The following is a 23,981-nucleotide window of genomic DNA, read 5'->3' as shown; positions in this document are numbered from 1 at the left end:
GGCTCAGCCGGCCCCGTGCAGGTAGGTGTCGATCACGGCGTCCCAGTGGCCCTGGGCCTTGAGCAGGGTGTCGGCGATCTCGCGGGCGGCGCCCTGGCCGCCGCCCTTCACGGTGACCCAGTCGGCGTGCTTCTGGATGTACTCCGGGGCGTTCGGCACGCTGATGCCCACGCCGGCGCGGCGAATGGCGCCCACGTCTGGCATGTCGTCGCCGCAGTAGGCGACCTGGTCGAATTCGAGGCCTAGGCGGGCGCAGAGGTCGCGCAGCACCGGCAGCTTCTTCTCCACCCCCTGGAAGACGTGCGGGATGCCCAGCGCCGCAGCGCGGCGGCTCACCGTCGGGGAGTCGCGGCCGGTGATCAGCGCCACCTCGATGCCGGCACGCTTGAGCAGCTTGAGGCCGTGGCCATCCTGCACATTGAACGCCTTGATCTCGATGCCGTCGGCCTGGAAGTAGAGCTGACCGTCGGTGAGCACGCCATCGACGTCCAGGGCCAGCAGGCGGATGCGGCGCAGGCGGTCCACCAGGCGGGGGTCTTGCAGCGGGAGGGTGTGGGGCATGGGAGCTCCGGTTCGGGGGGTGAGGGTCAGATCACGCCGCTGGCGAGCAGGTCGTGCATGTGCAGGGCGCCGACCGGCCGGTCGTTGTCGTCGACCACCGCCAGGGCGGAGATGCGGTGGTCCTCCATCAGCTTCACCGCTTCGGCGGCCAGCATCTCCGGTGCCACTCGCTTGCCGGGTCGAGTCATCACCGTGTCGACGGTCAGGCCGGAGAGGTCGCTGTGCTGGTCCAGGGTGCGGCGCAGGTCGCCGTCGGTGTAGACCCCGGCCAGCCGGCCCTGGTCGTCCACCACGCAGGTGAAGCCGAGCCCCTGGCGGGTGATCTCCAGCAGGGCGTCGCGTAGCGGGCTGCCCAGCGGCACGATGGGCAACCGGGGACCGTCGTGCATCAGGTCGGCCACGCGCAGCAGCAGCCGCTTGCCGAGGCTGCCGCCGGGGTGGGAGAGGGCGAACTCCTCCGCGGTGAAGCCGCGAGACTCCAGCAGCGCCACCGCCAGGGCATCGCCCAGCGCCAGGGCGGCGGTGGTGGAGGCGGTGGGCGCCAGGTCCAGCGGGCAGGCCTCGCGTTCCACGCCGGCGTCGAGGTGGGCCTCGGCGTGGCGGGCCAGGGTCGAGGCGGGGCGGCCGGTCATGCTGACCAGGGGCACTCCCATGCGCTTGAGCAGCGGCAGCAGGGCGGTCACCTCGGCGGTCTCGCCGGAGTTGGAGAGCGCCAGCACCACGTCCCCCGGGGTGATCATGCCGAGGTCCCCGTGGCTGGCCTCGCCGGGGTGCACGAAGAAGGCCGGGGTGCCGGTACTGGCCAGGGTAGCGGCGATCTTGCCGGCGATATGGCCGGACTTGCCCATGCCGGTGACCACCACCCGGCCGCGGCAGGCGAGAATCAGCTGGCAGGCGCGGTCGAAGTCGGCGTCGAGGCGGGCGATGAGCGCGCCGATGGCCTGCTGCTCGAGGCGCAGGGTGCGCCGGGCGCTGTCGCGCAGCGGCGAGGCGTGTGGGGCCTGGGGAGTCTGTTGGGTCATGGCGATGATTGTTGCCTGTTGCACGGGTTCACTCAAGGGGCAGCGGCGAGGCCCAGCAGCACGACGATCAGCGGTACCAGCATGCGGTGTCCTTGGCGGAGAAGCGGGAAGGGCGCATTAAACGCGCTGGCCTCGGGGAGTGCAAGGCGTCGGGGGAGGGGAGAAGAGCGTGTCGCTGGCGCAGGCCCGGGGAGTTAGGATACGATGTTCGATAATTATCCCCAGGGTTCCGGAAGAGTTGACGAGCCGATGAGTGACACTCCCTTCGTGGTGGTGGAGGGTCTGCATTTCTCGCGGGGTGACAAGGAGATCTTCCGCGGCGTCGATCTCGTCATCCCGCGGGGCAGGATTACCGCCATCATGGGTCCCAGCGGCACCGGCAAGACCACGCTGCTCAAGCTGATCGGCGGCCAGCTGGTCCCCGATGCCGGCCGCGTGCTGATCGACGGCGAAGACGTGCATCGCCAGTCGCGCCGGGCGCTGTTCGCCATGCGCCGGCGCATGGGCATGCTGTTCCAGAGCGGGGCGCTCTTCTCGGACCTCAGCGTGTTCGAGAACGTCGCCTTCCCGCTGCGCGTTCACACCGATCTGCCCCAGGCGATGATTCGCGACCTGGTGCTGATGAAGCTCGAGGCGGTGGGGCTGCGCGGCGCCCGCGACCTGATGCCGGCGGAGCTCTCCGGCGGCATGGCACGCCGGGTGGCGCTGGCCCGAGCGATGGCCCTGGACCCCGAGCTGATCCTCTACGACGAGCCATTCGTCGGCCAGGACCCCATCTCCATGGGCGTGCTGGTGCAGCTGATCAAGCGCCTCAACGAGGCGCTGGGGCTCACCTCCATCGTGGTCTCCCACGATATCAAGGAGACGCTGACCATCGCCGACTACGTCTATGTGATCGCCGACGGCCAGGTGATGGCCCACGGCACCCCCGAGGGGCTCGACGTGGACCAGGACCCCCGGGTGAGCCAGTTCGTGCATGGCGAGCCCGACGGCCCGGTGCCTTTCCACTATCCGGCGGTGGACTTCTTTACCGATATCCTCAATGCGGGAGGGCGGCGATGATCGGGCGGATCACCAGCCTCGGCCGGCGCGGCTGCGAGCTTCTCGAGTCGCTGGGCCGGGCCGGCATCTTCGTGGCCCAGTCGGCGGTGGGCGTGCCCAGCCGGGAGGGCTGGCACCTGTGGCTGCGCCAGATGCACTTCGTGGGGGTGCTGTCGCTGGCCATCGTGCTGGTCTCGGGGCTCTTCATCGGCATGGTGCTGGCGCTGCAGGGCTACACCATCCTGGTGGACTTCGGCGCCGAACAGGCGCTGGGCCAGATGGTGGCGCTGTCGCTGCTGCGCGAGCTGGCGCCGGTGGTGGCCGCGCTGCTGTTCGCCGGCCGCGCCGGCTCGGCGCTGACCGCCGAGATCGGCCTGATGAAGGCCACCGAGCAGCTCACCAGCATGGAGATGATCGGCGTCGACCCGCTGCGCCGGGTGGTGGCCCCGCGGCTGTGGGCGGGGTTCGTGGCCCTGCCGCTGCTCACCATCGGCTTCAGCGTGGTGGGGATCTACGGCGGCTACCTGGTGGGCGTGGAGTGGCTCGGCGTCTTCGAGGGCTCCTACTGGGGCAACATGCAGTCCAGCGTCGAGTTCATCGGTGACGTGGGCAACGGCATGGTCAAGAGCCTGGTGTTCGCGGTGGTGGTGACCTGGATCGCGGTGTTCCAGGGCTACGACCTGGTGCCCACCTCGGAGGGAATCTCCCGGGCCACCACCCGTACCGTGGTCTACTCCTCACTGGCCGTGCTCGGCCTCGATTTCGTGCTGACCGCGGTGATGTTCGGTGGCCTCTCCTGAGCGGATGCCCGACAGGAAGAGACGCCCCGCAAGCCTGATGTTCGGAGAGAAACGATGAAGCGCAGCAAGATGATGGAGCTGGGGGTGGGGCTGTTCATGCTCGCCGGCATCCTCGGCCTGGTATTCCTCGGCCTGCGGGTCAGCGGCCTGACCTTCCAGGCGCCCGGCGATACCTTCCGCCTGGAGGCCAACTTCGCCAATATCGGCGGCCTCAAGCCGCGGGCGCGGGTCACCATGGCCGGTGTCACCGTAGGAAGGGTCTCGGCCATCGAGCTCGACACCGACTGGTACGATGCCCGGGTGATTCTCGAGCTCAACGGCGACCTGGAGGACAGGCTCTCCCGGGATACCACCGCGGCGATCCTCACCGCGGGGCTGCTCGGCGAGCAGTACATCGGGCTCAGCGTGGGCGGCGACCCCGAGACCCTCTCCGACGGCGACACCATTCGCGACACCCAGTCGGCCGTGGTGCTGGAAGAACTCATCCAGCAGTTCCTGTCCAACATGATGAGCGACTGACCTGAGCGGTACCGCTTTGTGCCCCCTTCAAGGAGAGTTTCTGCATGAGCCGTCTTTTTCTTCCCGTGCGTGCCCTGCTGGCCGGCCTGGCGCTGGCCCTGTTCGCCCTGCCGGCCAGCGCCGCCCCCGAGCGCTCCCCCGAGCAGGTGATCCGTGAAAGCGTCGAGACGCTCACCGCCGAGATCGAGGGGCGTCGCGACTACTTCGCCGACAACCTCGACGAGCTCAAGGCGCTGGTCGACGAGAGCCTGGATGACATCGCCGACTTCCGCTATATCGGGGCCAGCGTGATGGGGCGCTACTTCCAGAATGCCACGCCCCAGCAGCGCGCGCGGTTTGCCGATACCTTCCGCCAGACCCTGATCGACACCTACACCAAGGGCCTGGTCACCTTCGACTATCGCGAGCTGCGGGTGCTGAACAGCCAGCGCCCCCAGCGCCACGAGGACCAGGCCAGCGTCGACATGGAGGTGGTCGCGACCAATGGCCAGGTCTACCCGGTCAGCTATTCGCTGCGCCTCTCCGGCGACGAGTGGCGGGTGGTCAACGTGATCGTCAACGGCATCAACCTGGGGCTCACCTTCCGCAACCAGTTCGACCAGGCCATGCGCGAACAGGGCCGCGACTATGACGCCGTGATCAACAACTGGGCGCCGGAGCTGGCCGTCGAGGAGCTCGAGGAGGGCGGCAGCGCATGACCCGGCTGCTCGAGGGCGCGGACGTCTGCCTGGAGGCCGACGGCAGCGCGCTCAAGGTCGAGGGGCGGGTGGGCTTCGAGGCCGCCGCGGCCCTGGCCGAGGCGGGGCGCGGCTGGCTCGCCAGCCAGCCCGCCGGTACCCGGGTCAGCTTCGACCTCACCGGCGTGGCCGACGTCAGCAGTGCGGCGCTCAGCGTGCTGCTGGAGTGGGCCCGGGCCGCGCGCACCGCCGGCCTCAAGCTGCAGGCGGTGCGCCTTTCGCCGGCCCTGCGCCGGCTCACCGACCTCGCCGGACTGGAGCGCCTGCTCCCGGTGGAGAGCGACGCTGCCTGAGGCGATGGCCTGCCGAGATCGCCAAGCGACGCGCTTTTCATTACCATGGGCCATCCCCGTTTCGTGCCATCGGCCGCGCCGCGCCCGGTGGCCTTCCCGTTTAATAGACAGGAGTGCCGCACCATGCACCCCAGCGACGTCAAGGCGCTGCTCGATGCGCGCATCGAAGGCTGCGAGTTCCATATTCAGGGCGAAGGCTGCAACTTCCAGGTGGTGGCCGTGGGCGAGGTCTTCTCGGGCCTGTCGCCGGTCAAGCGCCAGCAGCTCATCTACGGGGCGCTGGCCGACGAGATCGCCTCCGGCGCCCTGCACGCGGTGAGCATCAAGACCTATACCCCGGCGCAGTGGGAAAGCGCGCCGGAAAACGCCGGTGCCTGAGATCGAGCCCCCATGGACAAGTTGATCATCACCGGCAACGGGCCGGTCGACGGCGAGGTATGGGCCAGCGGCGCCAAGAACGCTGCCCTGCCGATCCTGTGCGCCACCCTGCTTGCCGAGGAGCCGGTGACCATCGGCAACCTGCCGCACCTGCAGGACATCACCACCACCCTGGAGCTGCTCGGCCACCTCGGCGTCGAGCCGGTGATGGGCGAGAAGATGACCATTCAGCTCGACGGCGCCCAGGTGAAGCACTGCGATGCGCCCTATGAGCTGGTCAAGAAGATGCGCGCCTCCATCCTGGTGCTGGGGCCGCTGCTGGCCCACTTCGGCCACGCCGACGTCTCCCTGCCAGGCGGCTGCGCCATCGGCTCGCGCCCGGTGGACCTCCACCTGCGTGGCCTCGAGGCCATGGGCGCCGAGATCCGCGTCGAGGGCGGCTACATTCGCGCCCGGGTCGATGGTCGCCTCAAGGGCGCCACCATCTTCTTCGATACCGTGACCGTGACCGGCACCGAGAACCTGCTGATGGCCGCCACCCTGGCCGACGGCACCACGGTGCTCGAGAATGCCGCGCGGGAGCCGGAGGTGGTCGATCTGGCCGAGTGCCTGATCAAGATGGGGGCGAGGATCCGCGGCCACGGCAGCGACACCATCGTCATCGAGGGCGTCGAGCGCCTGCACGGCGCCTACCACGACGTGATGCCCGACCGCATCGAGACCGGCACCTTCCTGGTGGCCGCCGCACTCTCCCGGGGGCGCGTCAAGGTGCGCCGCACCCGCGCCGATATCCTCGAGGCGGTGCTCGCCAAGCTCGAGGAGGCCGGCGCCGAGATCACCACCGGCGACGACTGGATCGCGCTGGACATGCACGGCAAGCGCCCGCGGCCGGTGAACATCCGCACCGCCCCCTATCCGGCCTTTCCCACCGACATGCAGGCGCAGTTCGTGGCCATGAATGCGGTGGCCGATGGGACCTCCCGGGTGGTGGAGACCATCTTCGAGAACCGCTTCATGCACGTCCAGGAGCTCAACCGCATGGGCGCCAGGATCGCCCTGGAAGGCAATACCGCGGTGATCGAGGGGGTCGAGCGCCTCTCCGGCGCCCCGGTGATGGCCACCGACCTGCGCGCCTCGGCGTCGCTGGTGATCGCGGCGATGATGGCCGAGGGCGAGACCCTGGTCGACCGCATCTACCATATCGACCGCGGCTACGAGTGCATCGAGGAGAAGCTGCAGCTGCTGGGTGCGCAGATTCGTCGCGTGCCGGGCTAAGGACGACCAAGGCAAGAGCATGAGCAAACAACTGATCCTGGCCCTCTCGAAGGGCCGCATACTCGACGAGACCCTGCCGCTGCTGGCCGATGCCGGCATCACCCCGGCCGAGGACCTGGGCAGGAGCCGCAAGCTGCTGTTCGACACCAACCTGCCCGACGTCAAGCTGGTGGTGATCCGCGCCACCGACGTGCCCACTTATGTGCAGCTGGGCGCCGCCGACCTGGGGGTCGCCGGCAAGGATGTGCTGCTCGAGCACGGCGCCGAGGGGCTCTACGAGCCGCTGGACCTGGAGATCGCCCGCTGCAAGCTGATGACCGCCGGGATCGTCGGGGCCGAGCCGGCCCGCGCCAGGCGCCGGGTGGCCACCAAGTTCGTCGGGGTGGCGCGCCGCTGGTACGCCGAGCAGGGCATCCAGGCCGAGGTGATCAAGCTCTATGGCGCCATGGAGCTGGCCCCGCTGATGAACCTGGCCGACGAGATCGTCGACATCGTCGACACCGGCAACACCCTGCGGGCCAACGGCATGGAGCCCCGCGAGCTGATCGCGCAGGTCTCCACCCGGTTGGTGGTCAACAAGGCCGCCATGACCATGAAGCACGCGCGCATCAAGCCGCTGCTGGAGCGCCTCGGCCAGGCCGTGGCCGCGCGCCGGGAAACCCTGGCCTGAACCGGCGGGGTTGGAGGAATGATAGCCATGGCGTCTCGACGCCATAGCTCAAGCCCCCTTGCCCCCTGGCCCCCGGGCCCGAACAATAGAGTCCTCCCCGATTGATGACGGAAGCTGCCATGACCGAGACAACCGCCCCCTCCGGCATCGCCCGGCTTGCCACTGCCGAGGCGAGCTTCGAAGACCGCCTGTCGACCCTGCTGGCCTGGGAGGGGGTCTCCGACGCCGCGGTGCAGCACCGCGTCGACGAGATCATCGCGGCGGTGAAGGCCCGCGGTGACGAGGCCCTGGTGGAGGCCAGCAACCGCTTCGATCGCCTCTCGGCGACCGGCATGGCGGAGCTGACCCTGTCCGCCGAACGGCTGCGCCAGGCCTATGACGGCCTGCCCGCCGAGCAGCGCGAGGCGCTGGCCCAGGCCGCCGAGCGCATCCGCGTCTACCACGAGCGTCAGAAGCCCGAGTCCTGGCACTACACCGAGGCCGACGGCAGCGTGCTGGGCCAGCAGGTGATGCCGCTGGACCGCGCCGGCATCTACGTGCCGGGGGGCAAGGCGGCCTATCCCTCCTCGGTGCTGATGAACGCCATTCCCGCCCACGTGGCCGGGGTGCGCGAGATCATTATGGTGGTGCCGACCCCGGACGGCGTGCTCAACGAGCTGGTGCTGGCCGCCGCCCACCTGGCCGGCGTCGACCGGGTCTTCACCGTGGGCGGTGCCCAGGCGGTGGCGGCGCTGGCCTACGGCACCGAGACAGTGCCGCGGGTCGACAAGATCGTCGGGCCCGGCAACATCTACGTGGCCACGGCCAAGCGCGCGGTGTTCGGCCAGGTGGGGATCGACATGATCGCCGGCCCCTCGGAGATCCTGGTGGTCTCCGACGGTGGCACCGACCCGGAGTGGCTGGCCATGGACCTCTTCTCCCAGGCGGAGCACGACGAGGATGCCCAGTCGATCCTGGTGAGCTGGGACGCCGAGCACCTCGACGCCGTGGCGGCCGCCATCGATCGGCTGCTGCCGACCCTGGAGCGCGAGGAGATCGTGCGCGCGTCGCTCTCCCGTCGCGGCGCCCTGATCCGGTGCGCCAGCCGCGAGGAGGCGGTGGCGCTGATCAACCGCATCGCCCCCGAGCACCTGGAGCTCTCGGTGGCCAACCCCGAGGGCTGGCTGCCGGAGATTCGCCACGCCGGGGCCATCTTCATGGGCCGCTATACCGCGGAGGCGCTCGGCGACTACTGCGCCGGCCCCAACCACGTGCTGCCCACCTCGGGCACCGCGCGCTTCTCCTCGCCGCTCGGGGTCTACGACTTCCAGAAGCGCTCCTCGATCATCCATTGCTCCGCCGAGGGAGCGTCCCGACTCGGCCGGGTGGCCTCCGTGCTGGCCCGCGGCGAGTCGCTGACCGCCCACGCGCGCAGCGCCGAGTACCGCATCAAGGAGTGAGCCCGAGCCGGTCGGACGGTTCGGTCGAGACGCAGGAGGCCCCGCCATGGCGGGGCCTCCTGCGTTGGTGCGGGGCGCGACAGGCTACTCCGGGCGGCGCAGCTCCGGTGCCGGGCGCTCGCCCACCTCCAGGGTGACCTGCAGCGTCTCGCCGCCGCGCACCACGGTGAGCGGCAGCGTCTCGCCGGGGGCCACCGCGGCGATGTCGGACATGGTGACCCGCGCATCGAGGATCGGGCGGTTGTCGATGGCCAGCAGCACATCGCCGGGCTGGAGGCCGGCCCGGTCGGCGGGGCCGTCCGGCACCACGCCGGCGATCACCACCCCGCGGGGCGCCTGCAGGCCGAAGGAGGCGGCCAGCTCCGGGTTGAGCTCCTGGGCCTCGACGCCGAGCCAGCCGCGAATCACCCGCCCCTGGGTGACCAGCTCCTCGAGGATGTTGGCGGCGAGGTTGGCGGGGATGGCGAAGCCGATGCCCTGGGAGCCGCCGGAGCGCGAGAAGATGGCGGTATTGATCCCCACCAGCGCCCCCTCGGCGTTGATCAGGGCGCCGCCGGAGTTGCCGGGGTTGATGGCGGCGTCGGTCTGGATGAAGTCCTCGTAGGCGTTGAGGCCCAGGTGGCTGCGTCCGGTGGCGCTGATGATGCCCATGGTGACGGTCTGGCCCACACCGAAGGGGTTGCCGATGGCCAGCGAGACATCGCCGATGGCCACCTCGGTGGAGTCGGCCAGCTCGATCACCGGCAGGGAGTCGAGGTCGATGCGCAGCACGGCCAGGTCGCTCTCCGGGTCGGTGCCGATCACCTCGGCCAGGGTCTCGCGGCCGTCGCGCAGCGCTACCTGGATCTGATCGGCCCCGCCGATCACGTGGTGGTTGGTCAGCACATAGCCCTCCTCGCTGACGATCACCCCGGAGCCGAGGCTCGACAGCATGCGCTGGCGGGCGGGCACGTCGTCGCCGAAGAACTGACGGAAGAAGGGGTCCGACATCAGCGGGTGCTGGTCGCGCTCCACCACCCGCGAGGAGTAGATGTTGACCACCGCCGGCGCCGCCTTCTCCACGGCGGCGGCGTAGCTTACCGGCCCCTGCTCGCGGGAGAGCGGGGCGGCCTGGCGCAGCTCCGGGGCGGGGCGCGGTTCGCTCTCCTGCGGTGCCTCGACCCGGGGGGAGACGCTCAATGGCGCCGGGGGCGGCTGGACCGTGGGTTGCGGCGGCGGTGTGGGGTCCGCCTGGCGTCCGCTCAGCTGCGGGAAGGTGTTGAGCAGCACCACGGCCAGCAGCACCCCGATGGTGATCGGCAGCAGGTAGGGCGTGAGCGAGCGCAGAAGGCGAGGCATGCGGGTCGGCGTCCTTGTGGCGGGCGGTCGCGGGGAGGGTGGCCCCGCCGGTACAATGGGGCAATTGTAACATTGTCACCCCGCAGACGTAGGGAGCTCTCCATGATGAATCGCGATGCGCTGGTGGCCGCCTGTGACCGGGAACTGGCGGCGGAACGCTTCAAGGACTACACGATCAACGGCCTCCAGGTCGAGGGCCGCGAGACGGTGCGCCGGGTGCTGAGCGGCGTTACCGCCTGCCAGGCGCTGCTCGACGAGGCGGTGGCCTGGCAAGCGGACCTGGTGCTGGTGCACCACGGCTTCTTCTGGAAGAACGAGCCGGTGGCGATCACCGGCATGAAGCGCCGGCGCATCCGCACCCTGCTGGCCCACGACATCAGCCTGCTGGCCTATCACCTGCCGCTGGATGCCCATGTCAGTCTGGGCAATAACGCCGAGCTGGCTCGCCGGCTGGCGTTCCGGGTGCAGGGCTGCGCCGACGGTGAGACGGGCGAGGGGCTGCTGTGGCTGGGCTCGCCGCCGACGGGGCTGGATGCCCGCGGCCTGGCCGCCCACGTGGGTCAGCGGCTCGAGCGCGAGCCGCTGCTGGTACAGGCGCCGGGCCAGGGCGAAATTCGCCGGGTGGCCTGGTGCACGGGGGGCGCCCAGGACATGATCACCGCGGCCTGGGAGGCGGGTGCCGACGCCTTCATCTCCGGCGAGATCTCCGAGCGCACCACCCACCTGGCCCGGGAGCTCGGCATCCACTACCTGGCGGCAGGGCACCATGCCACCGAGCGCTACGGGGTCCAGGCGCTGGGCGAGTGGCTGGCCGATGAGTTCGGTATCGAGCACCGCTTCGTGGATATCGACAACCCCGCCTGAGGCCGGGGCAGGACTACGGTTGACGGCGGCATCGCTCAAGGCTGTTCCGGCGATAGGCCTGCTAGGGGGCGCCATGAACCCCTCCCTGGGGGCTACCTAGACCATCCCTGGTCCACGGACCCCCTCTCCGGCCTATCCCCGGCGCCTTTCGCTGACAAGGCATCGGTGACTGTGATAGCCCCGGAGGCCGGGGCGGTGGGGGAGGAGGTCAGTAGCGGGGCGGTTGAGGCGCCTTGGCGTCCTCGTCGTCCTTGAGGCCGAGACCTTGTCGAGAGCTCTGAGAGTGTGCCGCGGCGGCCTCAGTAGCGGGGCGGTTGAGGCGCCTTGGCGTCCTCGTCGTCCTTGAGGCCGAAATCCTCCGACAGGGTGCCGCCGGTGCCATCGGCATAGTCCCGGGGAGTGGCCGGTTCCTCGCTGCCCTCGGCCGCGGGGGCGCTGGCGGGGGTGGCCTCCAGGCCGGCGCGCGGGGCGCCCTTGCCGCCCAGGCGGCTGGCGTCCTGGGCCAGGCGGCTGGCCAGCGCCTCGCCGTCGCGCTGCAGGGCGCTCACCAGGCGGGAGATCTCCCCCAGGTGATCGTCCACACCATCGCGCAGGGCCGCCAGTTCACGGTCGCGCTCGGCCAGGCGCCGGCGCAGCTTCTGCAGGCTGGCGGCGCTGGAGTTGAGCAGGTGGTAGCCCAGTGCGCCCAGCCCAATGCCGGCGAGCAGGCAGGCGATGGCCAGAATCCAGTTGATCTTGCTTGCGTCCACGTCTGTCTCCCTGCGGCGGTGGATCGGCCCGCCTCGGTGCGGGCCCGTCTGGGGCGAGGCCCCGGGCGCCCATTATAGGGCCGAGCCGCGGCGGCGGGTCAACGCGCCCCTCTGGCGGGGTCATGGCGGTGCGTGCCTCGGCCTCTATGCGTATAATGCGCAACCACCTACAGCCGAGATGGTCCGAACCCCGCATGAGTGCCACGCCGACCCCGCCCGAGTCCCGAGACGCTCGCCTGTCGCCCACCGAGCGCTATCGCGCCGACCTGAAGCGGGACGACTTCCAGTACGACCCCGCCCAGGAGCAGGCGGTCGCCCACCTGCAGCGTCTGCATGACGACCTGATGGCCGCTCCGCGGCGCCGGCCACGGGCCGTGCCTCCCCAGGGGAAGATCGCCTCGCGCATGGCCGGCCTGTTCGGCAAGCGCAGCCGTCAGGCGTCGGCGCCCGAGTCGGTGCTGCCCGAGGTCACGGGCCTTTATTTCTGGGGCGGGGTGGGGCGCGGCAAGACCTATCTGGTGGACGCCTTCTACGAGTCGCTGCCCTTCCCGGAGAAGATGCGCACCCACTTCCACCGCTTCATGCAGCGGGTCCACAACGAGCTGACCCACTACAAGGGCGAGAAGAACCCCCTGAAGCTGATCGCCGCCAAGTTCGCCAGCGAAGCGCGGGTGATCTGCTTCGACGAGTTCTTCGTCAAGGACATCACCGACGCGATGATCCTGGCCAACCTGCTCGAGGCGCTCTTCGAGCATGGCGTGGTGCTGGTGGCGACCTCCAATATCGTGCCCGACGACCTCTACAAGGACGGCCTGCAGCGAGCGCGTTTCCTGCCGGCCATCGAGCTGCTCAAGCGTCACTGCGAGGTGGTCAACGTCGACTCGGGCATCGACTACCGGCTGCGCGCCCTGGAGCGCGCCGAGATCTTCCATGCGCCGCTGGATGCCGCCGCGGAGAGCGAGCTTGCACGCAGCTTCCGGGAGATCGCCGGCCATGAGGGCGAAGCGGATGCCCCCATCGAGATCAACCATCGCGTGCTGCGTGCCCGGCGGCTGCACGATGACGTGGTGTGGTTCGAGTTCCGGGAGCTGTGCGATGGCCCGCGCAGCCAGAACGACTACATCGAGCTGGCTCGCGAGTTTCACACCGTGCTGGTCGCCAATGTCACCCGCATGAGCGGGGCGACGGATGACCAGGCGCGGCGCTTCATCAACATGGTCGACGAGTTCTACGACCGCGGGGTCAAGCTGCTGATGTCCGCCGAGGTGCCCGCCGAGCGGCTCTACGCCGATGGTCGCCTCGAGTTCGAATTCCAGCGCACGCTGTCGCGTCTGCAGGAGATGCAGTCCCACGAGTACCTGGCGCTGCCCCACAAGCCGTGATCGGCATTGCGCCCGGGGCATCGTCTCGTGTAGAATTCGCGCGCTCTACTCGTTGTCCCCGTCCCTGTTCGCCACGCGGCGAGCCCCGGCGGGTGGCAACCAAGAAGAATAGGGATGGTTCCATGCCGGAGAGCCGGCTGAGAACCCAATACACTTGAACTGGTGATAGCTCCATGAAGACGTTCACTGCTAAGCCGCAGACCGTCCAGCGCGACTGGTATGTCGTCGACGCCACGGACAAGACGCTCGGCCGCCTGGCCACCGAAATCGCTCGTCGCCTGCGTGGCAAGCACAAGCCGGAATTCACCCCGCACGTCGACACCGGCGATTACATCGTCGTCGTCAACGCCGAGAAGGTGAAGGTCACCGGCAACAAGGCCAAGGCCAAGACCTACTACCGTCATACTGGCTACCCCGGTGGCCTGCGCTCCATGACCTTCGACAAGCTGCTCGACCATGCGCCCGAGCGCATCATCGAAGGCGCCGTCAAGGGCATGCTGCCCAAGGGTCCGCTGGGCCGCGCCATGTATTCCAAGCTCAAGGTCTATGCCGGTGCCGAGCATCCGCACGCCGCCCAGCAGCCGCAAGAACTGAACATCTGAGGGAGTCTTCGCCATGACACAGCAGTATTACGGTACCGGGCGCCGCAAGACCTCTACCGCCCGTGTCTTCATGAAGCCGGGCACCGGCAAGATCACCGTCAACAGCCTTGAGCTGGACCAGTACTTCGGCCGCGTCACTGGCCGCATGGTGGTCCGCCAGCCGCTCGAGCTGACCGACACCCTGAACCAGTTCGACGTCTTCGTGACCGTCAAGGGCGGCGGCGGCTCCTCCCAGGCCGGTGCCATCCGTCACGGCATCACCCGTGCCCTGATGGAGTACAACGAGGAATTCCGCAGCCAGCTGCGTGAGGCCGGCTACGTGACCCGCGACGCCCGTCAGGTCGAGCGTAAGAAAGTGGGTCTGCGCAAGGCGCGTCGTCGCCCGCAGTTCTCCAAGCGTTAAGCGCCGATTATCGCGCCAGAGACGCTCACGCCCGAGTCTACGACTCGGGCGTTTTTGTTTTAGGATCAATGATTTGACGGGCGTGTTACACCTTCGTCAAGGGTCATTGTCCTTGTATGGTGAGCCGCATTTTCTTACTATAGTGCGCATTTGGTATCCGTGGTCGCGGGATGCTTTTCCGCCCGTGATGGATCAACGGGTAAGCTGATGGGAGAAACCTTGAAATGGCAGATAGCGGCGTAAACAAGGGTCGGCGCCGTTTCCTCGTAGGTGCCACCACCGTCGTGGGTGCGGTGGGTGCCGTCGGGGTAGCGGTCCCCTTTGTGGCTTCCTGGCAGCCCAGTGCCAGGGCGAGAGCGGCGGGTGCGCCGGTTCAGGCGGATATCTCCAAGCTTGAGCCGGGGCAGCGCATGACCGTCGAGTGGCGCGGTCGGCCGGTATGGATCATCAACCGCACGCCGGAGATGATCGAGCGCACCGAGAGCTTCGACGGCTCTCGCCTGTCCGATCCCGATTCGCAGGTGCCGCAGCAGCCCGCCTACATCAGTGGCCCGCTGCGCTCCATCCGCCCCGAGATTGGCGTGCTGATCGGCATCTGTACCCACCTGGGCTGCTCGCCGCTCTTCCGTCCCGAGCCCGATGCGGTCGACATGAGTGGCTGGCCGGGCGGTTTCTTCTGCCCCTGCCACGGCTCCTACTTCGACCTGGCGGGTCGCGTATTCCGCAACGTGCCGGCGCCTGCCAACCTGGAGGTGCCGCCGTATCGCTTCGAGACCGACGACATCATCATTGTCGGTGAAGACGAGGAGACTGCCTGATGGGTAACCCGAACAAGGCGAAGGCAGAAAAGGGCCTGATGCGCTGGGTCGATGATCGCTTCCCCGCCACCCAGATGGTTCAGGACCACCTGACCAAGTATTACGCGCCCAGGAACTTCAACTTCTGGTACTTCTTCGGCTCGCTGGCCCTGCTGGTGCTGGTCAACCAGATCCTCACCGGCGTCTGGCTGACCATGAGCTACAACCCCTCCGCCGAGGGCGCCTTCGCCTCGGTCGAGTACATCATGCGCGACGTGGAGTGGGGCTGGCTGATTCGCTACATGCACTCCACCGGTGCGTCGGCCTTCTTCGTGGTGATCTACCTGCACATGTTCCGCGGCCTGCTCTACGGCTCCTACAAGGCGCCCCGCGAGCTGGTGTGGATCTTCGGCATGGCCATCTACCTGCTGCTCATGGCCGAGGCCTTCATGGGCTACCTGCTGCCCTGGGGGCAGATGTCCTACTGGGGTGCCCAGGTCATCATCTCGCTGTTTGCCACCATCCCGTTCATCGGTCCCGACCTGGCCCAGTGGATTCGCGGTGACTTCCTGATCTCCGGTATCACCCTGAACCGCTTCTTTGCCCTGCACGTGGTGGCCCTGCCCATCGTGATCCTGGCGCTGGTGGTGCTGCACCTGATCGCCCTGCATGAGGTGGGTTCCAACAACCCGGACGGCATCGACATCAAGGAGAAGAAGGACGAGACCGGCAAGCCGCTGGACGGCATCCCCTTCCACCCCTACTACACGGTGAAGGACATCGTCGGCGTGGCCGTGTTCCTGTTCGTCTTCGCGGCGGTGATCTTCTACTTCCCCGAGGGCGGCGGCTACTTCCTCGAGCGTCCGAACTTCGAGCCCGCCAACCCGATGGTGACGCCGGACCATATCGCGCCGGTGTGGTACTTCACGCCCTTCTACGCGATCCTGCGTGCGATCACCTTCAATATTGGCCCGCTGCAGGCCGAGTTCCTCGGCGTGCTCTTCATGGGCGGTGCCATCGCGGTGCTCTTCGTGCTGCCCTGGCTCGATCGCAGCCCGGTGCGCTCCATGCGCTACAAGGGCTGGATGTCCAAGGTGATGCTGACCCTGTTCGCCATCAGCTTCGTGGTCCTGGGCGTCCTCGGCGCCATCCCGGCCACAGGGCTCCGCACTGCGGTGGCGCAGCTGTGCACCGCGATCTACTTCGCCTTCTTCCTGCTGATGCCGATCTACACCAGGCTGGAGAAGACCAAACCCGTTCCGGAGAGGGTGACTGGCTAATGAAAAAGCAACTCTTCGCACTGCTCTTCGCGCTGGTGCCGTTCGCGGCCATGGCGGCTCCGCTGCCGGACATGCCGCACTCGATGTCGCCGGACCTCAGCGACACGGCGTCCCTGCAGCGTGGCAAGCAGCTCTACGTCAACTACTGCATGGGCTGCCACTCTCTGGAGCACCATCGTTTCTCCCGCTCCGCTGCCGATCTGGGTATTCCCCAGGACCTGATCGAGGAGAATCTGATCTTCTCCAGCGAGCTGGTCTTCAACGACCAGATGCATGTTGCCATGCAGTCGGGTGACTCCGAGAACTGGTTCGGTGTGGCACCGCCCGATCTGACGCTGTTCAGTCGCCTGCGGGGAGCGGACTACATCTACTCCTATCTGCTGGGGTTCTATCGTGACCCGAGTCAGCCGCTCGGCGTCAACAACACCGTGCTCGAGGCGTCGGCCATGCCCAACGTGCTCGAGCCCCTGCAGGGCGTGCAGGAGATGGTGTGCAGCGAGAGCGACCGGCCGCTGCCGGGCGCCGAGCTGGACCCGCTGACCGGCAAGTACCAGTCCTGCGAGGTGCTGCAGATCACTCGCCCGGGCAGCATGGAGCCGGACGAGTTCGAGGAGGCCATGTACGACCTGACCAATTTCCTGGTCTACGTGGGCGAGCCTTCCAAGCTCCAGGCCCAGGCCCTGGCGCCCAAGGTGTTGATCTTCATCTTCATCTTCGGTGTCATCGCCTACCTGCTGAAGCGTGAGTACTGGCGCGATATCCACTGATCCACTGCGGTGGTGACGTTCGGGGGCGCATGGCCGAGGGTCATGCGCCCCCTGTGGTTTCTGCTGGCAGCCTGGGAGCACGGCCTCCCGCTGCCCGCTGTCGTGTTATCATTGCCGTTCGAACTGATGCGAGGATTCTTTCATGGGTGTAGTGGCCAAGCGGTCGTCGATGATCTTCTACTCGGGTGGTGCTGATCACCTCAGCCATCGCGTACGGATCGTGCTCGCCGAGAAGGGCGTGGCGGTGGACATCGTCGAGGTCACCGACGAGCAGCACCCCGAGGAGCTTGCCGACCTCAACCCCTACAACAGCGTGCCCACCCTGCTGGATCGCGAGCTGGTGCTCTACGAGTCCAAGGTGATGATGGAGTACCTGGACGAACGCTTCCCCCATCCGCCGCTGCTGCCGGTCTACCCGGTCGCCCGTGCCCAGAGCCGGCTGTGGATGTATCGCGTCGAGCGCGAGTGGTGCCCCCTGGTCGAGCAGATCGAGAAGGGGCCCAAGAAGGAGGCGGACAAGGCGCGCAAGGAGCTGCGCGAGAGCCTGATCGGCATCTCGCCGATCTTCGAGGACATGCCCTACTTCATGAGCGAGGAGTTCACCCTGGTGGACTGCTGCCTGGCGCCGCTGCTCTGGCGTCTCCCGGCACTCGGTATCGAGCTGCCCGAGAAGCAGGTCAAGCCGCTGCTCGGCTACATGGAGCGGGTCTTCGAGCGCGAGGGCTTCAAGGACTCGCTGAGCGAAATCGAGCGCGAGATGCGCAGCTGAATACACCGCCCCCGGCCCGGCCGGGGGCCGCAATCCGGAGGGCCTGACGATGTCATCCAGTCGCCCCGAGTCGAGTCGCCCCTATCTGGCCAGGGCCCTGTATCAGTGGCTGCTGGACAACGACCTGACCCCCTATATCGTGGTCGATGCGGAGCAGCCTGGCGTGGAAGTGCCGCGGCAGTTCGTCCAGAACGGGCAGATCGTGCTCAACCTCTCGCCCGGCGCGGTGCGGGACCTCTTCATGGAGAACGAGGCGCTGGGCTTCTCCGCTCGCTTCGGTGGCCAGCCGATGCGGGTGATGGTGCCCACTTCGGCCCTGGTGGCCATCTATGCCCGCGAGAACGGCGTGGGCATGGTATTCGGCCATGAGCCGGTGCTGGCCAGCGCCGAGGCGTCCGGCGAGGAGGGGCCGAGCCTGACCAGCGTGGAGGGCGACGGCGAAGCGCCCGGCGCTCCCCGGCGCGAGGGGGGTGAGCAGGGCAGTGGCGAGAAGGCCGGCGAGACGCCGCGCAAGCGCAAGCCCTCGCTGCGAGTGATCAAGTAGCGCCTCGCCGAGGTCTCGGCACGGTGCCAACAACGCGAAACGGCAGGCCAGTGGCCTGCCGTTTCGCGTTTGCGGCTCGCGCTTCTGGCCGGGAGGCCGCCCTCAGTCGGTGTAGTCGAACACCTTGACGATGCGCTGCATGCCGCCGACGTTGGAGACGGCGTCGACGATGCGGTCGCCTTCGGCGCGGCTGACGATACCCATCAGGTAGACGCTGGCATTTTCGGTGACCACGCGGATCCGCCCGGAGTCGATGTGCTCGTTGGCGGCGAGGCTGGTGCGGATGCGGGTGTTGAGCCAGGAGTCCGCGAGGCGCTGGCTGGCCGGGAGGTTGGCGGCCACGGAGAGCTCGTTGTGCACCTCGCGCACGTTGCGCACCTCGCGGGCGACCTCGCTGGCCTTCTCCTTGAGCTCCTGGCTCGGCACCTGGCCGGTGAGCAGCACCACGCCGTTGTAGGCGTCGACGTTGATGCGGGCGTCGCCCAGGCGGGCATCGGTGCGGCGCAGGTTGTGGCTGATCTTAGTCTCGATGTTCTGATCTTCAATCTGGGTGCCGATGGTGCGCTTGCCGTAGTTCTCGTCGATGGTGCCCTGGTGGGTGAGGCCGGTGACGGTGGTGCAGCCGGCGACGCCCAGGGCGGTGGCCAGCAGCAGGGAGGTGAGCAGGGGCTTGCGGGTCATGGGCTTTACTCGCTTGTACCGAAGAGTTGTTCGTCGATCAGGTCGCAGAGGCAGTGGATCACCAGCAGGTGCACCTCCTGGATGCGGGCCGTGGAGGTGGCCGGGACGCGGATCTCGCAGTCGTCCTGACCGAGCAGCGAGGCCATGTTGCCGCCGTCCCGACCGGTGAGTGCCACCACCGTCATGTCGCGGTCGTGGGCGGCCTGGATGGCCTGGATGACGTTGGCCGAGTTGCCGCTGGTGGAGATCGCCAGCAGGATGTCGCCGGGCTGGCCCAGGGCGCGGATCTGCTTGGAGAACACCTCGTTGTAGCTGTAGTCGTTGGCGATGGAGGTCAGCGTCGAGGTGTCGGTGGTCAGTGCCAGGGCCGGCAGGCTGGGACGCTCGCGCTCGAAGCGGTTGAGCAGCTCGGAGGAGAAATGCTGGCTGTCCCCGGCGCTGCCGCCGTTGCCGCAGGCCAGGATCTTGCCCTCGTTGACCAGACACTGGACCATCATCTGGCTGGCCACCTCGATGAAGGGCGGCAGGACCTCGCTGGCGTAGGTCTTGGTGTCGATGCTGGCGTTGAAATGGCCGAGAATGCGCTGCTGGAAATCCATGTGGCGTCCGGGTCCTTTGGCAGTGTGACATGACCGGTCAGTACGCCTCGAAGGCGTTGGCGACCCAGTCGTACTCGAGGTGAGGCGGCAGGCCGGTGACGGCCAGCACATCGAAGCGGCAGGGACATGATAGCCGGTTGCGATGGAGATAAAAACGCGCGGCCTGGACCAGGCGACGCTGCTTGGCGGGGGTGACGGTCTCCAGCGGATGGCCGTGGCGGCTGTCGGCCCGGTGGCGCACCTCGACGAAGACCAGCGTCTCGCCGTCGCGCATCACCAGATCGAGCTCGCCGCCCTTGGCGTGCTGGTTCACTGCCACCAGCGCGAGGCCGCGTGCGGCGAGCCAGGCCGCGGCGAGGCGTTCGATGGCCTCGCCGCGGGCGCGGGCGTCACGGGGCCCGGTCATCGCCGAAGAATCCCGGGATCAGCACCGGCTGGGGAACGCCGTTGACGAAGCGCGCCCAGGGCAGCTGGCGCTCGATGCGACCATCGCTGCCCGGGCGCAGGGTGCCGGTGGCGCCCTGCAGCTCGCTGCCGGGGATGGCCTGCAACTGGGGCAGGCGGCGGGCCAGTTCGAAGGCATCCACGCCCATGGCCTGCAGGCGGAAGATCGTGGGGTCCGACTCCTCGCGCAGCGAATAGTAGCTGTCGAGGAAGGGAAGGACCTCGACCCCGCCCACGGCGGCCTCGGGGATCTGCCAGGGGATGTCGAGGAACTGGACATCGTTCAGGTCGTTGTCGAGGCGCGGGTTGATGCGCCCCTCGAAGAGGTGAGAGGTGGCGTAGACCGGCAGGCTGCTGGCGTTGAAGTAGTCCAGGGTGGGCGGTACCTGGCGCGCGTAGTCCGGCAGGCCCAGCAGGAACAGGGCGTCAGGGCGCGGATTGCTGATGGCGCGGCGGGTGCTTTCGGTAGCCGGGGCGCCGGGGTTGTAGCGCACCGCGTTGGTCACCTCGCCGCCACGGGCCTGCCACTCGTTCCAGAAGGCCTCGCCGACGCGGCGTCCCCAGTCGTTGTCGGGCACCAGCAGGGCGGCGCGGCGGTGGCCGTCCTGCCAGGTACGCGCGGCGGCCTGGCGCGCCTCGTCCTCGGCGGAGAGGCCGTACTGGAAGAGCCCCACGGCCCGGTTGCGCTCGGCGTTGCCGTAGTTGAGCGCCAGGGTGGGCAGCGGTACGCGGTCTCGGGCCTCGAGCTGGCTGACCTGGTCCTTGTCCAGGGGGCCGATCACCACCTGGGCGCCACGACTCTCGGCCTCGCGATAGAGCGACTCGAGGTCGCCGCTGGCGGCGTCGATGAAGCTCAGGCGGATGTCGCCGCTGCTATTGCGATGCTGGGTACGCATGCCTTCGGCGATGGCCGCGGCGGGGCGCGCCAGGGGGCCGGACTCCGGCAGCAGCACGGCGATATGGCGAACCTCCAGGCCGCGCAGTTCACTCAGGGCGCCGAGGTTGGTGGGCAGCTGGCGGGCCGCCGGGTGGCGGCCGTTGCGGCTGCGCCACTCCTCCAGCCGCTCGAGGAAGCGTTCGATATCGCCGCCGCTTGTGCGGTAGAGGTCGGCGAGCTCGACCCAGCCATGGGTCAGGGCGTCGTCCGCCTGGGCCAGGTCGCTCATGGCCTGGCGGTCCATGCGGATGAGGGCCTCCCAGATCGGATCGTTGAGCGCCACGTCATCGCTCTCTGCCTGGACGCGCAGCAGCGCCCGGGCGGCGCCGGCGGGTTCACCCTCGGCCAGCAGTGCCAGGCCCATCCGCTCGCGCAGCGCCCTGGCCTGGGCGGGCTCCAGGTCGAGTTCATCCAGGTGGCGGGTGGCCTGGATCACCGTCTGTGGCTCGCCCAGCGCCTCGCCGAGGTCGGCCAGCAGGAGGGCCCAGCGGGCGCGCTGTGGCCCCTCGAGCAGGCTGTCGTCGATGTCGGAGGCGACCCGAAGCGCCTGGGTGCGCTCCCCCTGGCGTGCTAGGATGTCGGCCGCCTCGAGCCGGCTCCTGGCCGCCTGGGCCGGTTCCTGCTGGCCGGCCTGCTCGAGCAGGCGTGCGGGGTCGTCTTCCGTCACGCGATCGACGACGCCCGGTGCCGTGGCGCAGCCCGCCAGCAGCAGCGCACAGAGCGCGGTGGCCAGCAGGCCGCGAGTGGGTATCCGCATGAATCCGTCCTTAGTCCGTTGTGTCGGTCATTGCGCCGAGGAGCCACAAGTGTCAGACGCTAACTCAGCCTCATTGTACGTGGTCGCCACGCCGATTGGGAATCTGGAGGACCTGAGCCCGCGCGCCGCGCGGCTGCTGGGGGAGGTGGCGCTGATTGCCGCCGAGGATACCCGCCACACCGGCCGGCTGCTGCGTCACCTGGGCCTATCGGTGCCGCTGCTCTCGCTGCATGAGCACAACGAGGCGGCGCGGGTCGAGCAGCTCGACGCCAGGCTGGTGGCCGGCGAGTCCATCGCCCTGGTCTCCGACGCCGGCACGCCGCTGATCAGCGACCCGGGCTTCGTGCTGGTGCGCGAGCTGCGCGCCCGGGGGCGGCGTATCGTGCCGGTACCGGGGGCCTGCGCCCTGGTGGCCGCGCTCTCGGCGGCGGGGCTGCCTACCGACCGCTTCACCTTCCAGGGATTCCTCCCGGCCAAGGGGGCGGGGCGCCGCGCACGCCTCGAGGCGCTGGCCGGCCGGGAGGAGACCCTGGTCTTCTACGAGTCGCCCCATCGCATCCGCGACACCCTGGCCGACCTGGCCACGGTGCTGGGGGCGCGTCGGGTGGTGCTGGCCCGGGAGCTGACCAAGACCTTCGAGACCTTCCTCGACGGCTCGGCGGGCGAGCTGCTGGCGCGCATGGAGGCCGATCCCGACCAGGCCCGCGGCGAGTTCGTGGTGATGGTGGCCGGTGCCGCCCCCCGCGAGGAGGAAGAGGCCTCGGTGGTGGAGGGCGAGGCCCTGCTCGCCGTGCTGCTGGCCGAGGGCGTCGGCGTCAAGCAGGCCGCCGCGGTGGCGGCACGGGTGCTGGGGGGTGCCAAAAAGGTCTGGTATGCCCGCGCCCAGGCGCTCAAGGATGCGGGGTGAGCCGCGATCAGGCATTGAGGGGCCTGCGGGGCGCTGTTATCCTTGCCGCGGGAGTCGGCCAGACAGTCGCCGCCGGAGTGATCCGGGGGAGGAAAGTCCGGGCTCCACAGGGCAGAGTGCCAGGTAACGCCTGGGCGGCGTGAGCCGACGGAAAGTGCAGCAGAGAGCAGACCGCCTACGTCTCCTTCGGGAGGCCGGCAAGGGTGAAAGGGTGCGGTAAGAGCGCACCGCGCGCCTGGTAACAGTGCGTGGCACGGTAAACCCCACTCGGAGCAAGACCAAATAGGAACCCCATGACGTGGCCCGCGTCGGGTTCGGGTAGGTTGCTTGAGGGTCGCGGTGACGCGCCCCCTAGAGGAATGACTGTCCACGACAGAACCCGGCTTATCGGCCGGCTCCCCCCTGATTTCCACCCCTGAGCGTGTGGTCTGTGGCCGACCCGCCAGCCCTTGATCGAGAACCGCATGTCGTCATCCGCACCTGATACTGTTTCGCGCGGCTTCCGTCATGCCAGCGTCCTGCTCGATGGCGCCGTCGAGGCCCTGGTGCATGACACCGACGGGGTCTACCTGGACGGCACCTTCGGCCGCGGCGGCCACTCCCGCGCCATCCTCGCCCGGCTCTCGCCGGCCGGGCGCCTGATCGCCATCGACCGCGACCCCGAGGCCATCGCCGAGGCCGCGACCCTCGAGGACGGCCGCTTCACCATCGAGCGCGCGGAGTTTGCCCGCCTGGGCGAGATCGCCCGACAGCACGGGGTGCACGGCAAGCTGGCCGGCATCCTGCTCGACGTGGGCGTCTCCTCGCCGCAGCTCGACGACCCCGAGCGCGGCTTCAGCTTCCTGCGCGACGGCCCCCTGGATATGCGCATGGATCCCACTCAGGGAGAGAGCGCCGCGGCCTTCATCGCGCGCGCCAGCGAGGCCGAGCTGGCGCGGGTGTTCAAGGAGTATGGCGAGGAGCGCTATGCCCGGCGGCTGGCCAGGGCGATTGTCGCCCGGCGTGGCGAACACCCCTTCCTGCGTACCGCGGATCTGGCCGAGGTGGTCAAGACGGCTCACCCCGCCTGGGAGAAGCACAAGCACCCCGCGACGCGGGTCTTCCAGGCGCTGCGCATCCATGTGAACGGTGAGCTCGAGCAGCTCGACGCGGCCCTGGAGGCGGCCCTGGAGGCCCTGGCCCCCGGCGGCCATCTGGTGGTGATCAGCTTTCACTCGCTGGAAGATCGCCGGGTCAAACGCTTCATTCGCCACCATGTGCGCGGCGATTCCCACCTGCCGCGGGGCATACCGATTGCCGACGCGGAGCTCGAGCGGCGTCTCGAGGCGCTGGGCAAGGCCCGGCAGGCCGGCCCCGAGGAGGTGAAGGAGAACCCCCGGGCACGCAGCGCGGTGATGCGAGCGGCACGCAAGCGTTACTGAGGGAG

The 23,981-nt window shown here is 68.7% G+C and carries 28 protein-coding genes and 1 other RNA gene; 21 read left to right on the top strand and 8 right to left on the bottom strand.

From position 1 onward, the window contains the following. Nucleotides 1–3 precede the first annotated feature (3 nt). Both DER72_RS01030 and DER72_RS01025 read right to left on the bottom strand, forming a co-directional pair. The gene (locus DER72_RS01030) at nt 4–561 is read right to left on the bottom strand and encodes an HAD family hydrolase (protein ID WP_110068147.1); all 558 of its coding nucleotides are present in this window, start codon (nt 559–561) and stop codon (nt 4–6) included. A 26-nt stretch (nt 562–587) separates the two neighbouring features. After that, nucleotides 588–1,583: an SIS domain-containing protein gene (locus tag DER72_RS01025; RefSeq protein WP_110068146.1), complete on the bottom strand. Its 996-nt coding sequence runs from the start codon at nt 1,581–1,583 to the stop codon at nt 588–590. Between the two features lie 249 nt (nt 1,584–1,832). Here DER72_RS01025 and DER72_RS01020 point away from each other — a divergent pair, with 249 nt between their 5' ends. From DER72_RS01020 to hisD, 9 genes are all read left to right on the top strand, one after another. Further along, nucleotides 1,833–2,645 (top strand): ABC transporter ATP-binding protein, encoded by an 813-nt coding sequence (locus DER72_RS01020; RefSeq protein WP_110068145.1) that lies wholly within the window; start codon nt 1,833–1,835, stop codon nt 2,643–2,645. Further along, nucleotides 2,642–3,424: a lipid asymmetry maintenance ABC transporter permease subunit MlaE gene (gene mlaE / locus DER72_RS01015; RefSeq protein ID WP_110068144.1), complete on the top strand. Its 783-nt coding sequence runs from the start codon at nt 2,642–2,644 to the stop codon at nt 3,422–3,424. Before DER72_RS01020 ends, mlaE begins: the two co-directional genes overlap by 4 nt. Nucleotides 3,425–3,478: 54 nt before the next feature. Further along, nucleotides 3,479–3,943: an outer membrane lipid asymmetry maintenance protein MlaD gene (gene mlaD / locus DER72_RS01010; RefSeq protein ID WP_110068143.1), complete on the top strand. Its 465-nt coding sequence runs from the start codon at nt 3,479–3,481 to the stop codon at nt 3,941–3,943. A gap of 44 nt (nt 3,944–3,987) precedes the next feature. Continuing rightward, the gene (locus tag DER72_RS01005; RefSeq protein WP_110068142.1) at nt 3,988–4,641 is read left to right on the top strand and encodes a phospholipid-binding protein MlaC; all 654 of its coding nucleotides are present in this window, start codon (nt 3,988–3,990) and stop codon (nt 4,639–4,641) included. After that, complete coding sequence (locus DER72_RS01000) at nt 4,638–4,973, top strand: lipid asymmetry maintenance protein MlaB (RefSeq protein ID WP_110068141.1); 336 nt, start codon at nt 4,638–4,640, stop codon at nt 4,971–4,973. Before DER72_RS01005 ends, DER72_RS01000 begins: the two co-directional genes overlap by 4 nt. Nucleotides 4,974–5,096: 123 nt before the next feature. Next, nucleotides 5,097–5,351: a BolA family protein gene (locus DER72_RS00995; RefSeq protein ID WP_110068140.1), complete on the top strand. Its 255-nt coding sequence runs from the start codon at nt 5,097–5,099 to the stop codon at nt 5,349–5,351. Between the two features lie 12 nt (nt 5,352–5,363). Continuing rightward, complete coding sequence (gene murA, locus DER72_RS00990; protein ID WP_110068139.1) at nt 5,364–6,626, top strand: UDP-N-acetylglucosamine 1-carboxyvinyltransferase; 1,263 nt, start codon at nt 5,364–5,366, stop codon at nt 6,624–6,626. 19 nt (nt 6,627–6,645) lie between these two features. Further along, on the top strand, nt 6,646–7,296 hold the full coding sequence (gene hisG / locus DER72_RS00985) for an ATP phosphoribosyltransferase (protein ID WP_110068138.1): 651 nt from the start codon (nt 6,646–6,648) through the stop codon (nt 7,294–7,296). A gap of 119 nt (nt 7,297–7,415) precedes the next feature. Then, complete coding sequence (hisD, locus tag DER72_RS00980; RefSeq protein ID WP_110068137.1) at nt 7,416–8,735, top strand: histidinol dehydrogenase; 1,320 nt, start codon at nt 7,416–7,418, stop codon at nt 8,733–8,735. An 84-nt stretch (nt 8,736–8,819) separates the two neighbouring features. Here hisD and DER72_RS00975 read toward each other — a convergent pair whose 3' ends face one another. Continuing rightward, a complete protein-coding gene (locus tag DER72_RS00975) occupies nt 8,820–10,073 on the bottom strand; it encodes a S1C family serine protease (RefSeq protein WP_110068136.1) in 1,254 nt (417 codons plus the stop codon). Nucleotides 10,074–10,175: 102 nt separating this feature from the next. Between DER72_RS00975 and DER72_RS00970 the strand changes: the two genes are divergently transcribed. Beyond that, nucleotides 10,176–10,937, top strand: a complete 762-nt coding sequence (locus DER72_RS00970; protein ID WP_110068135.1) for a Nif3-like dinuclear metal center hexameric protein — start codon at nt 10,176–10,178, stop codon at nt 10,935–10,937. Between the two features lie 299 nt (nt 10,938–11,236). On the opposite strand, the gene DER72_RS00965 is transcribed toward DER72_RS00970, so the two are convergent. After that, the gene (locus DER72_RS00965; protein ID WP_181395576.1) at nt 11,237–11,686 is read right to left on the bottom strand and encodes a YhcB family protein; all 450 of its coding nucleotides are present in this window, start codon (nt 11,684–11,686) and stop codon (nt 11,237–11,239) included. 194 nt (nt 11,687–11,880) lie between these two features. Between DER72_RS00965 and zapE the strand changes: the two genes are divergently transcribed. The 8 genes from zapE to DER72_RS00925 all read left to right on the top strand — a co-directional run bounded on the left by zapE (nt 11,881) and on the right by DER72_RS00925 (nt 18,230). Beyond that, entirely contained in the window at nt 11,881–13,068 is a 1,188-nt protein-coding gene (zapE, locus tag DER72_RS00960; RefSeq protein WP_110068134.1) for a cell division protein ZapE, read from the top strand. Between the two features lie 173 nt (nt 13,069–13,241). Further along, nucleotides 13,242–13,670 (top strand): 50S ribosomal protein L13, encoded by a 429-nt coding sequence (gene rplM / locus DER72_RS00955; protein WP_110068133.1) that lies wholly within the window; start codon nt 13,242–13,244, stop codon nt 13,668–13,670. Nucleotides 13,671–13,683: 13 nt separating this feature from the next. Next, nucleotides 13,684–14,073: a 30S ribosomal protein S9 gene (rpsI, locus tag DER72_RS00950; RefSeq protein ID WP_110068132.1), complete on the top strand. Its 390-nt coding sequence runs from the start codon at nt 13,684–13,686 to the stop codon at nt 14,071–14,073. A gap of 224 nt (nt 14,074–14,297) precedes the next feature. Further along, nucleotides 14,298–14,891, top strand: coding sequence for a ubiquinol-cytochrome c reductase iron-sulfur subunit (gene petA, locus DER72_RS00945; RefSeq protein WP_110068131.1), 594 nt, complete (start codon nt 14,298–14,300; stop codon nt 14,889–14,891). After that, nucleotides 14,891–16,150, top strand: a complete 1,260-nt coding sequence (locus DER72_RS00940; RefSeq protein WP_110068130.1) for a cytochrome bc complex cytochrome b subunit — start codon at nt 14,891–14,893, stop codon at nt 16,148–16,150. The genes petA and DER72_RS00940 overlap by 1 nt, the downstream gene beginning before the upstream one ends. Then, complete coding sequence (locus tag DER72_RS00935) at nt 16,150–16,917, top strand: cytochrome c1 (protein ID WP_110068129.1); 768 nt, start codon at nt 16,150–16,152, stop codon at nt 16,915–16,917. Before DER72_RS00940 ends, DER72_RS00935 begins: the two co-directional genes overlap by 1 nt. Before the next feature lie 142 nt (nt 16,918–17,059). Beyond that, on the top strand, nt 17,060–17,686 hold the full coding sequence (gene sspA / locus DER72_RS00930) for a stringent starvation protein SspA (protein ID WP_110068128.1): 627 nt from the start codon (nt 17,060–17,062) through the stop codon (nt 17,684–17,686). Nucleotides 17,687–17,735: 49 nt separating this feature from the next. Next, a complete protein-coding gene (locus DER72_RS00925; RefSeq protein ID WP_110068127.1) occupies nt 17,736–18,230 on the top strand; it encodes a ClpXP protease specificity-enhancing factor in 495 nt (164 codons plus the stop codon). A gap of 102 nt (nt 18,231–18,332) precedes the next feature. On the opposite strand, the gene DER72_RS00920 is transcribed toward DER72_RS00925, so the two are convergent. The 4 genes from DER72_RS00920 to DER72_RS00905 are packed head-to-tail and all read right to left on the bottom strand — an operon-like array spanning nt 18,333 to nt 21,648. Next, nucleotides 18,333–18,911 carry a BON domain-containing protein gene (locus DER72_RS00920; protein ID WP_110068126.1) on the bottom strand — a complete coding sequence of 193 codons (579 nt, stop codon included), beginning with the start codon at nt 18,909–18,911 and terminating at the stop codon, nt 18,333–18,335. A 5-nt stretch (nt 18,912–18,916) separates the two neighbouring features. Further along, a complete protein-coding gene (locus tag DER72_RS00915) occupies nt 18,917–19,510 on the bottom strand; it encodes a phosphoheptose isomerase (RefSeq protein ID WP_110068125.1) in 594 nt (197 codons plus the stop codon). 37 nt (nt 19,511–19,547) lie between these two features. Then, nucleotides 19,548–19,916, bottom strand: coding sequence for a YraN family protein (locus DER72_RS00910; RefSeq protein WP_110068124.1), 369 nt, complete (start codon nt 19,914–19,916; stop codon nt 19,548–19,550). Continuing rightward, nucleotides 19,900–21,648 (bottom strand): penicillin-binding protein activator, encoded by a 1,749-nt coding sequence (locus DER72_RS00905; protein WP_110068123.1) that lies wholly within the window; start codon nt 21,646–21,648, stop codon nt 19,900–19,902. Before DER72_RS00905 ends, DER72_RS00910 begins: the two co-directional genes overlap by 17 nt. Before the next feature lie 49 nt (nt 21,649–21,697). Between DER72_RS00905 and rsmI the strand changes: the two genes are divergently transcribed. The 3 genes from rsmI to rsmH all read left to right on the top strand — a co-directional run bounded on the left by rsmI (nt 21,698) and on the right by rsmH (nt 23,976). Beyond that, the gene (gene rsmI, locus DER72_RS00900; RefSeq protein WP_258306136.1) at nt 21,698–22,555 is read left to right on the top strand and encodes a 16S rRNA (cytidine(1402)-2'-O)-methyltransferase; all 858 of its coding nucleotides are present in this window, start codon (nt 21,698–21,700) and stop codon (nt 22,553–22,555) included. A gap of 50 nt (nt 22,556–22,605) precedes the next feature. After that, nucleotides 22,606–22,958: RNase P RNA component class A (rnpB, locus tag DER72_RS00895), an RNA gene on the top strand. A 61-nt stretch (nt 22,959–23,019) separates the two neighbouring features. Further along, complete coding sequence (gene rsmH, locus DER72_RS00890) at nt 23,020–23,976, top strand: 16S rRNA (cytosine(1402)-N(4))-methyltransferase RsmH (protein WP_110068121.1); 957 nt, start codon at nt 23,020–23,022, stop codon at nt 23,974–23,976. Nucleotides 23,977–23,981 lie beyond the last annotated feature (5 nt).

The organism is Halomonas sp. A11-A (genome assembly GCF_003182195.1).
Lineage (GTDB): Bacteria > Pseudomonadota > Gammaproteobacteria > Pseudomonadales > Halomonadaceae > Halomonas > Halomonas alkalicola.
Note: the sequence above shows the minus strand (reverse complement) of the source record. Positions and strands in the feature narration are given on the sequence as shown.